Below are 13,974 nucleotides of genomic sequence, written 5' to 3'. Positions count from 1 at the left end.
ACCAGATCAGTCGACCTTGGCGCCGCTGAGTTTGACGAGGCGTTCGTACTTTGCACGTTCGCGGTTCATGAACTCGCCGAACTGCTCGGGCGTGTTGGGCGCCGGTTCTGCCAGCAGCAAACCGAAGCGGGCTTTCACCTCGGGCGACTTCAGGGCGTCGGTGAAGGCAGTGTTTAGCTTGCGCACAGTCTCTGCCGGTGTGCCGGCCGGCACGACCAAGCCCCACCAGGTGTCGATCTCGAAGCCGGGCAGGGTGGTGGCCACGGTGGGCACATCGGGCAGCACGCTGCTGCGCTGCAAGGTGGTCACAGCCAGGGCTTTGAGCCGGCCCGAGCGGATGTTGGGCGCCGCCGTGGCGAGGTTGTCGAAGTTGAAGTCGACCTGGCCCGAGAGCAGCCCCACCTGCGCCGGGTTGCCGCCGTTGTAGGGAATGTGCACCGCAAAGATGCCGGCCTGATTCTTGAACAGTTCACCCGCCAGGTGACCGGCGCTTCCGTTGCCGCCCGAGCCGTAGTTGAGCTTGCCCGGATTGGCCTTGCCGTAGGCGATGAGGTCGGCCAGGCTGTTGATGTTCAGGCGCGTGGCGGCTTCGGCGTTCATCACCAGCACATTGGGCACGCGCAGCATCTGCGTGATGGGCGCGAAGTCTTTCGCCGGGTCGTAGGGCAGTTTGCTGAACAGCCAGGGGTTGATGCCGTGCGACGCCGTGGTGGCAATGCCCAGCGTGAGGCCGTCGGGTGCGGCCTTGGCCGCAGCGCTCACACCGATGTTGCCGCCCGCGCCGGCCCGGTTGTCCACGATCACCGTGCCCAGTGTTCCCTTCACCGCTTCGGCCAGAATGCGCGCCGTCACGTCGATCGGGCCACCGGCCGCGAAGGGCACGATGATGCGCGTGGTGGGGATCTGCGCCTGGCCAAGCCCGGGCAGCGCCATGGCGGCCGAAGCGAGGGCGGTGCGGGTGATCAGTTCGCGGCGGTTCAGCATGTTTGTCTCCAGTTTTTGTGAAAAAGCTCAGGCCACTTTATCGGCGGCGCTGGTGAAGGAATCGGCAAAGAAGGCTTCTTCGGGGAGCCCAGCCATGGTCGTGTAGTCGCGCCTGGCCGAATCGATCACGATGGGTGCACCGCAGGCGTACACCTCATGGCCAGACAGATCCGGCAGGTCCTGCAGCACCGCCTCGTGCACAAAGCCGGTGCGACCGGTCCACTCATCATCGGGCAGGGCATTCGACACCACCGGCACGTAGCGCAGGTTCGGCATTTCGGCCAGCCGCGCTTCGATCCAGGCGCTCTGGTACAGGTCGGCCGGACGACGACCACCCCAGTACAGCGTGGCCTCGCGCGTGATGCCCTTGAACTGCATGTGCTCGATGACCGCCTTGATCGGCGCGAAGCCCGTGCCCGACGCCAGCAACACCATGGGCTTGTCGCTGTCCTCGCGCAGGAAGAAGCTGCCGTACGGCCCTTCGATGCGCAGGATGTCTTTCTCTTTCATCGGGCCGAACACGTGGTCGGTGAACTTGCCGCCCGGCATGTGGCGCACATGCAGTTCGAGCGAAGGCGCGGCGGTTTGTGTGTGCGGCGCGTTGGCCATGGAGTAGCTGCGGCGGTCGCCGTCGCGCAACAGAAACTCAACGTACTGACCCGCGTGGTACTGGAAGGTGTCGCTCGCGGGCAGTTGCAGGCGCAGCACCATCACGTCGTGCGAGGCGCGCTCCAGCGCACTCACGCGCACCGGCATCTTCTTGATCGGGAATGCCCCCACCTCCGTGACCTGGCGCGATTCGATCACCACGTCGCTCTGTGCCACGCCACAGCAGGTCAACACGTAACCAGCAGCTTCTTCATCGGCGCTCAGGGCCTTGCTCTGGTGCGGGCCGTGCACCACACTGCCCGAGACCAGCTTGCATTTGCAGGAACCACATGCGCCGTCCTTGCAGCCGTAGGGCAGGCCGATGCCCTGGCGGATGCCGGCGGCCAACATGGCCTCGTCGGGCTCGGCGGTGAAGAGGCGCCCACTGGGCTCGACGGTGATGGTGAATGTCATACTGGCACTGAATGGGTGAAGAGGCCCGGCGGTGCAACGACAGCCGCTCGGCAACCGGTCATTGTCTCAAATTCGGAATCTGCATGAGCCTTCTCGGCGCCTTGCCCGCACGCTTCCGGCGTGAACGGGTGTTGATCGTGGGTTGTGGTGACGTGGGCCAGCGCGCGGCGCGTGTCTTGGGCAGTGCCTCCCGCGCGCGCGTGATGGCGCTCACGTCCAGCCCGGACCGCCTGCCGGCGCTGCGCGCCCAAGGCATCACGCCGCTGTTGGGCAACCTTGATGACCCGCACAGCCTGCGCCGCCTGGCCGGCTTGGCCACGCGCTTGCTGCACCTGGCGCCGCCGCCTTCGGGCGAGCTGGCCGACTGGCGCCTGGACCCCCGCACCCGCGCACTCACCCGGGCATTGGCGCAGCGCTCGCTGCCCGCAGCGCTGGTTTACGGTTCCACCTCGGGCGTGTACGGCGACTGCCAGGGGCGCTGGGTCGACGAGACCACACCGGCCCGACCACTCACGCCGCGCGCATGGCGGCGGGTGGATGCCGAAGCTGCCGTGCACTGGCTGGGTCGCGCCACGGGTGTGCGCACCACGGTGCTGCGCATTCCCGGCATCTACGCGCCCGATCGCGACGGTGGCACGCCGCGCGAGCGCCTGCTGCGCGGCACGCCCGTGTTGCGCGCCCAGGACGACGTGCACACCAACCACATCCACGCCGATGACCTCGCGCGCGCCTGCGTGCTGGCCCTGTGGCGCGGACGCCCGCAGCGCAATGTGAATGTGGTGGACGACACCGAGCTGAAGATGGGCGACTACTTCGATCTGGCGGCCGACCTGTACGGACTGCCGCGTCCACCGCGCGTGGCGCGCGACGCCGCAGGCGACCAGTTGCCGTTGATGCTGCTGAGCTTCATGAGCGAATCGCGCCGGCTGCACAACCTGCGCATGAAGCAGGAGCTCGGTTTGCGCTTGCGCTACCCCACCGTGGCCGAGGGCCTGAAAGTCTGATTGCCTGTTTCAGGCAGCGGGCACCATGGTGGTGATCAGGAACCCCGTGTAGCCCGCATAGGCCGCCAGCAGTGCGAGGGCTTCCAGCCGGTTGATTCGGCCCTGCCGCTTGCGAAATCCCCACCCCATGAGGAAGAGCACCACCGTGAGTCCCAGCATCATGGGGTAGTCGCGCGTCAACACCTCGGCGTCGATCTGCATGGGCGCAATGGCGCCGGCGATGCCCACCACCGCCAGCGAATTGAAGAGGTTGGAGCCCAGCACATTGCCCAGCGCGATGTCGTGTTCGCCCTTGCGTGCAGCGGCCACACAAGAGGCCAGTTCCGGCAGCGAGGTGCCCACTGCCACCACGGTCAGGCCGATGATCAGGTCGCTCACTCCCAGCGATTGCGCAATCTGCACCGCGCCCCACACCAGCAGCTGCGAACTCCCCACCAGCACCACCAGGCCCACGCCGACCCACATCAGCGAGCGCGGCAGCGGCATGGCGTGGGCTTGCAGTTCGGCGGCGGTTTCGGTGGCCAGCGCATCGCTGCCGCCTCGCATCCCTTCAAAGATCGTCCAACCCACCAGCACCGCGAACACGCCGAGCAGCACCCAGGCGTCGGCGCGGCTGAGTCCACCGTCCCAGACCAGAAAGCCTGCCAGCAGCGTCACGGCGGTCAGGATGGGCAGCTCCTTGCGCAGAATCATCGACTGCACCAGGATGGGCGCGACCAGGGCCGTGACACCGAGGATGAGCGCGATGTTGGCGATGTTCGAGCCCCATGCGTTGCCCAGCGCCAGCCCCGGGTTGCCTTGCGATGCAGCCAGGGTGGAGACCACCATTTCGGGCGCCGAAGTGCCGAACCCGACGATCACCATGCCCACCAGCAGGGGCGGCACGCTGAAATGCCCGGCGGTACTGGAGGCGCCTTCGACAAAACGGTCGGCACTCCAGACCAGCAGCAGCAAGCCAGCGAGGACAGCGAGGATGGGCATCAGCATGGCGGGTGTCACTCGGTAGGATTTTGAACTGGCTGCATTGTCCATGTGCAGTTCAGTGACCAGGTGGCAGCCACAAAAAAGCCGCACGGCGAATGCTGTGCGGCTTTGCATGTGGTGCCCGGGGCCGGAATCGAACCGGCACGCCTTGCGGCGGGGGATTTTGAGTCCCCTGCGTCTACCAATTTCACCACCCGGGCGTCCTGAAAGGGGTTGCAAATTATGGCACAGTGCAATCGATGAACTACCCCACGATTGAAGACGCGATTGGCAACACCCCGCTGGTGGCCCTGCAGCGCATCGGTGCTGCGGGCAACGCGCAACGCGGCAATGTGGTGCTCGGCAAGCTCGAAGGCAACAACCCCGCCGGTTCGGTGAAGGACCGGCCTGCCCTGTCGATGATCCAGCGCGCCGAGGAGCGCGGCGAAATCAAGCCCGGCGACACCCTCATCGAAGCCACCTCGGGCAACACCGGCATCGCGCTGGCCATGGCTGCCGCCATCAAGGGCTACCGCATGGTGCTGATCATGCCGGAGGACCTGTCCATCGAGCGCGCGCAGACCATGAAGGCGTTTGGTGCCGAGCTCATCCTCACCTCCAAGAGCGGCGGCATGGAGTCGGCGCGCGACCTGGCCGACAAGATGCAGGCCGACGGCAAGGGCCGCGTGCTCGACCAGTTTGCCAACGCCGACAACCCGCGTGTGCATTACGAGACGACCGGCCCCGAGATCTGGCAGCAGACCAACGGCCGCATCACGCACTTTGTGAGCGCCATGGGCACGACCGGCACCATCACCGGTGTCTCGCGCTTCCTGAAAGAAAAAGACCCGGCCATCCGCATCATCGGCGCCCAGCCCAGCGAAGGTTCGCGCATCCCTGGCATTCGCAAGTGGCCCACCGAATACCTGCCCAAGATTTACGACCCGAGCACGGTTGACGAGCTGGTGTACGTGAGCCAGTCCGATGCCGAGGCCATGTGCAGGCAACTCGCGCGTGAAGAAGGCATCTTTGCCGGCATCTCGGCGGCGGGCGCGTGCTGGGTGGCGCAGCAGATCGCCGCCCGGGTGGAGAACGCCACCGTCGTCTTCATCGTGTGTGACCGTGGTGACCGTTACCTCTCCACCGGCGTGTTCCCCGCTTGACGCCCGCCATGTCCGTCAGCGAATTCCGCTACTGCCCCCGGTGCGCCACGGCGCTGGAACTCATCACGCAGGCCGAAGACGGCGGCGACAAGCAGCGTCTGCGCTGTCCGGCCTGTGACTTCACCCACTGGAACAATCCCACGCCGGTGCTGGCCGCCATCGTGGAGGTGGACGGTCGCATCCTGCTGGCGCGCAACGCGGCCTGGTCGGGCCGCATGTTCGGACTCATCACCGGCTTCATGGAAGCCGGTGAATCGCCGGAAGAAGGCATTCGTCGCGAAATTGCCGAAGAAACCGCGCTGGATGTGACGGAACTCACGCTGGTGGGGGTCCATGATTTCCAACGCATGAATCAGGTCATCGTGACCTACCACGCGGTCGCGCACGGCGAGGTGAAACTCTCCCCCGAGCTGGCCGAATACAAGCTCATGGCACCCGCCACCATCCGCTGCTGGCGCGCCGGCACTGGGTTTGCGCTGGCCGACTGGTTGCGTGGACAGGGCTTCGAGCCCGTGTTCATGGAGGATCTTCCGCGGCCAACCGACCCACTGCCATAGCGCAAAAGCGGGCTTCAGCAAGGCGCAGGGAAAACCGCCCGACGCTTAGAATGCGTGGATTCCAAGGAAAGACCCATGTACGCCGACAAAGAACTCGATGCCCGCGGTCTGAACTGCCCGCTGCCCATCCTGAAAGCCAAAAAAGCACTGGCCGACATGCACAGCGGCCAGACCCTCAAAGTGATTTCCACCGACGCCGGATCGGTGCGCGATTTCCAGGCCTTCGCCAAACAAACCGGGAACCTGCTGGTGGAACAGCAGACCGTCGGCGACGATCACATCACCCTGCTCAAACGACGCTGAAGCCGACCTCGGTCGTCCGATCATGGAAGTCCTGCTCGTTGATCCGCTCGTGCCCGAGGCGCTGTCCTGGTTGCAGGAGCGGCACGAGGTCACCTTCCGCCCCGAACTCGGTGACGACCCGGTGGAGCTGCGCAAAGCCACCTACAAGACACGCGCCATCGTGCTGCCGCCCCACGTGGTGGTGTCCGAGGAGTTCCTGAATTTTTCTCCCAAGCTCGAGATCGTGGCGCGCATGCAGATCTCCAGCGACAACACCGACCTGGACGCCTGTGCCCGGCGCCACGTGCGCGTGTTGCAGGCGCGCAGCGCCACGGTGCGCTCCAACGCCGAGTACCTGCTCTACGGCCTGCTCATGTTGTACCGCCGCGGCATGATCAGCGCGCTGCTGGGCCGCAAGATCGCGCAGGTGCGCATGGGGCGCGAGCTGTCGGGCAGCACCGTGGGCTTGCTCGGCCTGGCGCCGGTGGCGCACACGCTGGCCCCCATGCTCAAGAGCCTGGGCGTGCGTTTGCTGGGTTACGACCCGGCAGTGCACCACGCCGCAGCCATCTGGAACAAGCTGGGCGTGGAGCCCGTGACGCTGCAGGACATGCTGTCGCGCTCGGACGCGATCTCGCTGCAGATGGTCTACGCCTCGCGCTTTCGCGGCTGGATCAACGAGCGCCTGCTCAACCATTGCAAGCCCGGCCAGTTGTGGGTGGGCGTGAGCCGCAGCACGCTGTTCGATCCCGACGCCCTGGCGCTGGCCCTGTGCGACGGCCGCATCGACGCCTGTTTGATGGACGGCGCCAACCCGCAGTTCGCCGCCGAAGGTACGCCTTTGCACGGCATTCCCAACCTGCATCTCACGCCCCGCCTCGGGTCGCACACGCGTGAAGCGAAGCTGCGCGCGAGCTGGTACGTGGCGCACCGCATCCACGAAACCCTGTCGCCGCATTCGGTGGGACACGATGGCAGCGCGAGCGACTTCACCGTGCTCGACAGCCTCGAGTACCACGAGCCGGAAGACCCGCAGGCGGTCACGCCGTCGCAGTGGGGCTCGATCGCCTTGCATAGGGGCTGACCCCCCGCCGCGCTTTGCGCGACCCCCCTTTCAGGGGGGGCAATGCCTGCGGTCTGGCAAAGCCAGTCCCGCGGCATTTCTGGGTGAACGACCCCTCCCTCCGGAGAGGTTGGGTCAGATCACTTCTTGTTTTTCTCTCGCTTCTCAGGCGCCCAACCGCTGCAGTTGCTCGCGCATCTTCTCCAGCGTCGCCGTGAAGTCGGCCACGCGTTTTCTTTCCTGATCGATCACCGCGGGCGGCGCCTTGGCCACGAAGGCTTCGTTGGACAGCTTGGCGGTGGCCTTGGTGATCTCGCCTTCCAGTCGCGTGGCTTCCTTGCCCAGGCGCAGTTTTTCGGCGGCGAGGTCGATTTCCATGAACAGGCACAGGCGGGCTTCGCCGACCACGGCCACCGGGGCGGCTTGCGCTGCTGCGGCCCATGCGGCCTCGTCGGTGAACACCTTCACTTCGTTCAACTTGGCCAGGCCCTGCAGCACCGGACCCATGGCCTGCATCCAGGCGGTGTCGCCCAACACATACAGCGGCAGGCGCGTCGCGGGTGACACGTTCATTTCACCGCGCAGGTTGCGGCAGGCGTCCACCAGCGCCTTGAGCTTGGTGACGTGGGCAATCGACGCTTCGTCGATCTTGTTCAGCTGGGCTTGCGGGTAGCGCGCGATGCTCACCGACTCACCGGGCAGACCGGCCACAGGCGCGACCTTCTGCCACAGCTCTTCGGTGATGAAGGGAATCACCGGGTGCGCCAGACGCAGGATGGCCTCCAGCGTGCGGATCAGGGTGCGGCGGGTCGCGCGCTGTTGCGAGGCGTCGCCGGTCTGGATCTGCACCTTGGCAATCTCCAGGTACCAGTCGCAGAACTCGTTCCAGACGAAGTCGTAGATCGTGTTCGCCACGTTGTCGAGCCGGTACTCGGCGAAGCCCTTGGCCACCTCGGCTTCGGTCTTCTGCAGCAGCGAGCTGATCCAGCGGTCGGCCTGGCTGAAGCTGAGGTAGCCGTGGAACGGCTGACCCACGGCGCACTGTTCCTTGGTGTGGTCCTCCAGGCCGCAGTCCTGACCTTCGCAGTTCATCAATGTGAAGCGCGTGGCGTTCCAGAGTTTGTTGCAGAAGTTGCGGTAGCCCTCACAACGCTTGCTGTCGAAGTTGATGCTGCGGCCCAGCGAGGCGAGCGCGGCGAAGGTGAAGCGCAGCGCGTCCGCGCCATAGGCGGGAATGCCCTCGGGGAATTCCTTCTCGGTCTGCTTGCGCACCTTGGGCGCGGTCTCGGGCTTGCGCAGGCCGGTGGTGCGTTTGTCGAGCAGCGGCGCGAGAGCGATGCCGTCGATCAGGTCCACCGGGTCGAGCACATTGCCTTCGCTCTTGCTCATCTTCTGGCCCTGCGCGTCGCGCACCAGGCCGTGTATGTAGACGTGCTTGAACGGCACGCGACCGGTGAAGTGCGTCGTCATCATGATCATCCTGGCCACCCAGAAGAAGATGATGTCGTAGCCCGTGACCAGCACGGTGCTGGGCAGGTAGAGGTTGTAGTCCTCGGTTGCGCCTTCCTTCTGGTTCGGCCAGCCCATGGTGCTGAAGGGAACCAGGGCCGACGAGTACCAGGTGTCAAGCACGTCGGGATCGCGCACGAGCGTCTGCCCGGGGGCTTTGGCCTGGGCTTCGGCTTCGTTGCGCGCCACGATCACGTTGCCCGCTTCGTCGTACCAGGCGGGGATCTGGTGGCCCCACCAGAGCTGGCGGCTGATGCACCAATCCTGGATGTTGTTCATCCACTGGTTGTAGGTGTTGACCCAGTTCTCGGGCACGAACTTCACTTCGCCTGACTGCACGGCCGCAATGGCCTTGTCGGCAATCGACGTGCCGCTGGTGTTCTTCTCGTTGCCCTTGGACTGCATGGCAACGAACCACTGGTCGGTGAGCATGGGTTCGATCACCTGGCCGGTGCGGGCGCAGCGCGGCACCATGAGCTTGTGCTTCCTGGTCTCCACCAGCAGACCGGCGGCTTCCAGATCGGCCACCACGGCCTTGCGGGCCAGAAAGCGGTCCATGCCCTGGTACTTCGCAGGTGCGTTCCCGTTGATGGCGGCTTGCAGTGTGAGCACGCCGATGATGGGCAGGCTGTGGCGCTGGCCCACGGCATAGTCGTTGGTGTCGTGCGCGGGCGTGACCTTGACCACGCCGGTGCCGAAAGCGCGGTCCACGTAGTCGTCGGCAATCACCGGGATGTCGCGGCCGCACAGCGGCAACTTCACGGTCTTGCCGATCAGGTGCGTGTAGCGCTCGTCTTCCGGGTGCACCATCACCGCCACGTCGCCCAGCAGGGTTTCAGGCCGGGTGGTGGCCACGGTGAGCGAACCGCTGCCATCGCTCAAGGGGTAGGCGATGTGCCAAAGGAAACCGTCTTCTTCTTCGCTCTCCACTTCGAGGTCGGACACGGCCGACATCAGCACCGGGTCCCAGTTCACCAGCCGCTTGCCGCGGTAGATCAGTCCCTGTTCGTACAGCTGCACGAAGGTTTCGGTGACCACGGTCGAGAGCTTCGGGTCCATGGTGAAGTACTCGCGGCTCCAGTCCACGCTGTCGCCCATGCGGCGCATTTGCGTGGTGATGGTGTTGCCGCTTTCTTCCTTCCACTCCCACACCTTGGCCACGAAGTTCTTGCGCGCCTCGGCCGGCGTGGGCCCCATGTCGTGGCGGCTGATGCCTAGCGCCTGCAGCTGGCGCTCCACCACGATCTGCGTGGCGATGCCGGCGTGGTCGGTGCCCGGCACCCAGACCGTGTTGGCGCCCGACATGCGGTGGTAGCGCGTGAGGCTGTCCATGATGGTCTGGTTGAACGCGTGTCCCATGTGCAGCGTGCCGGTCACGTTGGGTGGCGGCAGCTGGATCGCGAACGACGGTGCGTCCACCTGGGGTGCACCCGTGCCGCGAAAGCCCGCCACGCCGTAGCCGCGCTGTTCCCACTCGGGGCCCCAGCGGGCTTCGAGCGGAGCGGGTTCGAACGATTTGGCCAGGGATTGCAGGCCGGGTTGGTTCAGGGTGTCGGTCATGGGGCGCGCCAGAAGTGGAAACGGCATCCCGCAGGATGCCGTCAGGGGAAATAGGGATACCCGCAGATTTTATTCGACCGGTCCCTCAGGCCGGGGTGACGGGCATATCGCGCGCAGCTGCCACGCATGCCTTGAGCACGCCCGCATCCCCGATCTGGTTGGCCAGCAGCAAGATCAGGCGTGCGTTGAGCAGCTCCGAGTCGTCGCGGCTGAGGCCCGCGTGGGCGTCGAGCAGTTGTTCGTAGAACGCGTCGGCGTCCTGGAAGTGGAGGTTGGTGTTCATGCTGGTTCTCCGCGCAGGCCCAGCGAGCGCTCGATGGCGGCCACCAGCTGGGTGTTGATGGTCTCTCCGGTGGCCGCCAGGTAGCCGTCGGGGCGCACCAGCGCCCAGGCCTGGCCAGACACGCGGCAGGCGCCCTGCAAATGGCCCTGTGGGTCGCGCACATGCTCCAGCGCCTTCGCAGTGCCGTTCGCGCCGAGCACCTGCACGCTGCGCACAGGAGCGTCCAGGCACAGCCGTCGCAGCCGTTGCAGGGCAGCGGCTGGTTGGTCGCCAAACACCAGCACCAGCAGGTCGCCGTGGGTCCAGTTCAGCAGGTCGTTCACGTCGCCACGTGCTCCGTCGGCCCACTCGAACCCCACGTTCTGCACCGACTGGCCCGCTGCACTGTCCGGTGCGTAGGTGCAGGCGCGCGAGCGGGCGTACGGATTGGCCACAGCCATGCGACCAGTGTTGATGAGCGACCGTGCAAACGGATGCTGTTTGGCCAGACCGATGGCTGCCTGGCGGAACACGCGTTCGGTACCGTCGACCGCGCGCAGGAAGCGTGCGGTGCGGTTGGTCACGCTCACGTTTTGCTGTGCGGCGTCCAGACGCTCGTCGTTGTAGCTCTCCAGCAGTGATGTGTCGGCCTTGCCGCTGAGCACAGCCGCGAGTTTCCAGGCCAGGTTGTCGGCGTCTGCCACGCCTGTGTTGCCACCGCGCGCGCCGAACGGGCTGACCACCTTGGCGGAGTCGCCCATGAGGAACACACGTCCGTGGCGCATGGCGTGCACGCATTCGCTGCGGTAGGCGTAGGGCCCGACCCAGACGATCTCGACCTGCACGTCGGGCCCAAACTGGCGCGCAAGGCGTTCGCGCACCACGTCTTCACGGCTCACGTACTCGGGGTCGGCGTTGGGCGCCATCTGGTAGTCGATGCGCCAGACGTCGTCGGCCATGAGGTGTTGCCACACGGCACGGTTTTCGTTGAAGGGTGCTTCGATCCAGGTGTGGCGCTCCTGCGGCGGGTGGGTGGAGAAGCGCACGTCGGCGATGCACCAGCGGTCGTCGCCGCGCTTGCTGTCGGACGGCACGTTGAGCCACTTGCGCAGCGGGCTGTGGGAGCCTGTGGCATCGATCACGTGCTCGGCTTGCAGCTGGTAGGTGCCGGCGGGCGTCTCGATGGTGAGCGTGGCGAAGTCGGCGTTTTGCTCGAACCCGGTCAGGCGGTTCTGCCAGCGCAGGTCGACCACCCCGAGTTCCTGGATGCGTTCGACCAGAAAACCTTCGATGTAGAACTGCTGGATGTTGATGAATGGCGGTTGGCTGGAGAGGTCGAAATTGCCCTGCTGGCGCAAGTCGAAACTGTAGACCTCGTCGTCGCCGGCGAAGGTGCGGCCTACGCTCCATTGCACGCCTTTGGCGGCAATGCGCTCAAAAACGCCCAGGCGCTCGAAGATCTCCAGCGATTTCTGTGTGTAGCAGATGCCGCGTGATGAGGCTCCCTTCACACCCACGGTGTTGTCCTCGTCGATCAAGACTGCGCGCACACCCAGGCGGGCCAGCGAGCAGGCCAGGGTGAGGCCGGTGATGCCGCCGCCCACGATGACCACGGGATGCCGCACGGGGGTGGGGCTGTGCAGTTCCGGAGGTTCGACGAACGGGTACTCGGGCAGTTGGTAGCCCGCGCCGGCGGTGAATTCGTAGCTGTTGGTGTGTGCTGTTTCGCGGTAATTGGTCATGGACTCATCACTCCTCTTGTTTCGTTTCGTCTCGTTTCGGGCGGAAACCTCGCGGGGCGCAAGGGTGCACGGCGCTCTGCTCCGCGAATGTCCCCCGGCGGCTGGTGCCGCCTCCTCCTTTATTTCGCTGCGCAAAGCGCCATGCGCCCTTGCGCCGGCGGCGCATTCGTTAACAAAAGTTGGAGCGCCTGTAGGTCTGCGCTGACTGGGCGAATGGCGCAGCGAAATAAAGGAGGAGGGGCCAAAGGCCCCGGGGGACATTCGCGGAGCCGTTCGCCCAGTCAGTGCAGACCGCAGCCACGCCAAAGCCAATTGCCTCAGGCCGGAGCCCGCCCCACCACCTCAGGCCGATCGTTCTGCTGCGGCTTCAGCGGTGCCGCCGTTTTGCCTTCGGCGCGTTCAATACGCCACTGCTCCTTGCGTTTTGTCCACTCGGCCAGACGCGCGTGCGCCGTCTTGCTCTCCTCCAGCATCTCGAACTCGTCGGCCAGCTGTGCCGTGAGTTCCAGGCGGATGCCGTTCGGATCGAAGAAATAGATGCTCTTGAAGATGTGGTGGTCCGTCACACCCAGCACCTCGATGCCGCTGGCCTCCAGGCGCGCCTTGGTGTTCTCCAGCTCCTGCTCGGTGTTCACACGAAAGCTGATGTGGTTGACCCACTTCGGCGTGTTCGGGCTGGGCAGCGCCGCCTCGTCGTCACCCAGGTCGAAGAAGGCGATGAACGAGCCGTCCTGCAGGCGAAAGAAGAAGTGCGTGTAGGGACAGTACTCGCCCGTGCTGGGCACATGGTCGCTCTGGATGATGTGATACAGCGGCAGGCCCAGGATGTCCTCATAGAAACGGCGTGTTTCTTCGGCATCTTTCGCGCGGTAGGCGTAGTGGTGCAGCTGCTGGATGGGTGCCGGAGCGGGCAGGGTGGCTGGGTTCATGGCGGTCTCCTTGGGAAGGTCTGTGATTCAACATTATGCAACGCATTCCCCTTATCGTAACGACAGGGTCCTCCATCGAGGTCAAATTTTGTGCGTTTTCAAGGCCTTTGTGACCGTTTTGAGAGTGGTTACCAATTGACTTGTATCGATAGCGGGGATCAATTCACCACATAGCCTGAAACAATTGGCCGGTGCTTTCCGCCGGGGCTACTGTTTGCGGGTCTCTGCGGTCGCAGGCATTTTTCTGCGATGGCCGAGCGCTTCTTCAACCCACGCAAGGAGACCAACATGCCCGCATTGAAAGGCTCGAAAACCGAGCAATGTCTGAAGGACGCCTTCGCCGGCGAATCCCAGGCCAACCGCCGCTACCTGTACTTCGCAAACAAGGCCGATGTGGAAGGCCAGAACGATGTGGCGGCCTTGTTCCGCTCCACCGCCGAAGGCGAAACCGGGCATGCGCATGGCCACCTTGAGTTTCTGGAACAGTCCGGCGACCCCGCCACCGGCATGCCGATTGGCTCCACCCGCGACAACCTGGCCTCCGCCGTGGCTGGTGAAACCCACGAGTACACCGACATGTACCCCGGCATGGCCAAGACCGCGCGCGAAGAAGGCTTTGACGAGGTGGCCGACTGGTTCGAAACCTTGGCGAAAGCCGAGCGTTCACACGCCAACCGCTACCAGAAAGCCTTGAACGAACTGGTGGATTGATCTGGCCCACCCCGCTGCGCCGCGAGGCGCAGCGTTTTGACATCCCTCGCTGAGGACGACAACGATGGCCACCGAAGGCAACCTGCAAGCGCCCACCCGACACGCGCTGGACTGGAAAAACCCCGACTTTTACGACGAGGAAAAGTGCTTCCATGAACTGGAACGCATCTTCGACATCTGCCA

General features: G+C 65.1%; 13 protein-coding genes and 1 tRNA gene. 6 read left to right on the top strand and 8 right to left on the bottom strand.

Annotated elements, in window-relative coordinates; translation table 11 throughout:
- Positions 1-6 precede the first annotated feature (6 nt).
- Together Q0C59_RS03170 and Q0C59_RS03165 are read right to left on the bottom strand one after the other, a co-directional pair.
- Entirely contained in the window at positions 7-984 is a 978-nt protein-coding gene (locus Q0C59_RS03170; protein WP_370654211.1) for a Bug family tripartite tricarboxylate transporter substrate binding protein, read from the bottom strand.
- Between the two features lie 27 nt (positions 985-1,011).
- Positions 1,012-2,046: a CDP-6-deoxy-delta-3,4-glucoseen reductase gene (locus Q0C59_RS03165; protein WP_291211599.1), complete on the bottom strand. Its 1,035-nt coding sequence runs from the start codon at positions 2,044-2,046 to the stop codon at positions 1,012-1,014.
- A gap of 83 nt (positions 2,047-2,129) precedes the next feature.
- Here Q0C59_RS03165 and Q0C59_RS03160 point away from each other — a divergent pair, with 83 nt between their 5' ends.
- The gene (locus Q0C59_RS03160) at positions 2,130-3,050 is read left to right on the top strand and encodes an SDR family oxidoreductase (protein WP_291211596.1); all 921 of its coding nucleotides are present in this window, start codon (positions 2,130-2,132) and stop codon (positions 3,048-3,050) included.
- Positions 3,051-3,059: 9 nt separating this feature from the next.
- Here the strand turns inward: Q0C59_RS03160 and Q0C59_RS03155 are convergent, their stop codons facing one another.
- Together Q0C59_RS03155 and Q0C59_RS03150 are read right to left on the bottom strand one after the other, a co-directional pair.
- Positions 3,060-4,037, bottom strand: coding sequence for a calcium/sodium antiporter (locus Q0C59_RS03155; RefSeq protein ID WP_291211593.1), 978 nt, complete (start codon positions 4,035-4,037; stop codon positions 3,060-3,062).
- A gap of 112 nt (positions 4,038-4,149) precedes the next feature.
- Positions 4,150-4,234 (bottom strand) — tRNA-Leu (locus tag Q0C59_RS03150).
- A 39-nt stretch (positions 4,235-4,273) separates the two neighbouring features.
- Between Q0C59_RS03150 and cysM the strand changes: the two genes are divergently transcribed.
- The 4 genes from cysM to Q0C59_RS03130 all read left to right on the top strand — a co-directional run bounded on the left by cysM (position 4,274) and on the right by Q0C59_RS03130 (position 7,099).
- On the top strand, positions 4,274-5,176 hold the full coding sequence (gene cysM / locus Q0C59_RS03145) for a cysteine synthase CysM (RefSeq protein WP_291211590.1): 903 nt from the start codon (positions 4,274-4,276) through the stop codon (positions 5,174-5,176).
- Positions 5,177-5,184: 8 nt separating this feature from the next.
- Positions 5,185-5,733 carry an NUDIX domain-containing protein gene (locus Q0C59_RS03140; protein ID WP_291211587.1) on the top strand — a complete coding sequence of 183 codons (549 nt, stop codon included), beginning with the start codon at positions 5,185-5,187 and terminating at the stop codon, positions 5,731-5,733.
- Positions 5,734-5,808: 75 nt separating this feature from the next.
- On the top strand, positions 5,809-6,036 hold the full coding sequence (locus Q0C59_RS03135; protein ID WP_291211584.1) for a sulfurtransferase TusA family protein: 228 nt from the start codon (positions 5,809-5,811) through the stop codon (positions 6,034-6,036).
- A 22-nt stretch (positions 6,037-6,058) separates the two neighbouring features.
- Positions 6,059-7,099 (top strand): D-isomer specific 2-hydroxyacid dehydrogenase family protein, encoded by a 1,041-nt coding sequence (locus tag Q0C59_RS03130; RefSeq protein WP_291211581.1) that lies wholly within the window; start codon positions 6,059-6,061, stop codon positions 7,097-7,099.
- A gap of 144 nt (positions 7,100-7,243) precedes the next feature.
- On the opposite strand, the gene Q0C59_RS03125 is transcribed toward Q0C59_RS03130, so the two are convergent.
- The 4 genes from Q0C59_RS03125 to Q0C59_RS03110 form a co-directional block, all read right to left on the bottom strand.
- Positions 7,244-10,147 (bottom strand): valine--tRNA ligase, encoded by a 2,904-nt coding sequence (locus Q0C59_RS03125; RefSeq protein WP_291211578.1) that lies wholly within the window; start codon positions 10,145-10,147, stop codon positions 7,244-7,246.
- A gap of 85 nt (positions 10,148-10,232) precedes the next feature.
- Positions 10,233-10,430 (bottom strand): DUF2783 domain-containing protein, encoded by a 198-nt coding sequence (locus Q0C59_RS03120; RefSeq protein WP_291211575.1) that lies wholly within the window; start codon positions 10,428-10,430, stop codon positions 10,233-10,235.
- On the bottom strand, positions 10,427-12,151 hold the full coding sequence (locus tag Q0C59_RS03115; protein WP_291211572.1) for an FAD-dependent oxidoreductase: 1,725 nt from the start codon (positions 12,149-12,151) through the stop codon (positions 10,427-10,429). Before Q0C59_RS03115 ends, Q0C59_RS03120 begins: the two co-directional genes overlap by 4 nt.
- 317 nt (positions 12,152-12,468) lie before the next feature.
- Complete coding sequence (locus tag Q0C59_RS03110) at positions 12,469-13,080, bottom strand: VOC family protein (RefSeq protein ID WP_291211569.1); 612 nt, start codon at positions 13,078-13,080, stop codon at positions 12,469-12,471.
- Between the two features lie 288 nt (positions 13,081-13,368).
- Between Q0C59_RS03110 and Q0C59_RS03105 the strand changes: the two genes are divergently transcribed.
- Positions 13,369-13,791 carry a rubrerythrin family protein gene (locus Q0C59_RS03105; protein ID WP_069048731.1) on the top strand — a complete coding sequence of 141 codons (423 nt, stop codon included), beginning with the start codon at positions 13,369-13,371 and terminating at the stop codon, positions 13,789-13,791.
- The last annotated feature ends 183 nt before the right edge of the window (positions 13,792-13,974 follow it).

The sequence above is a fragment of the Hydrogenophaga sp. genome (assembly GCF_022844385.1).
Classification (GTDB): domain Bacteria; phylum Pseudomonadota; class Gammaproteobacteria; order Burkholderiales; family Burkholderiaceae_C; genus Hydrogenophaga.
Note: the sequence above shows the minus strand (reverse complement) of the source record. Positions and strands in the feature narration are given on the sequence as shown.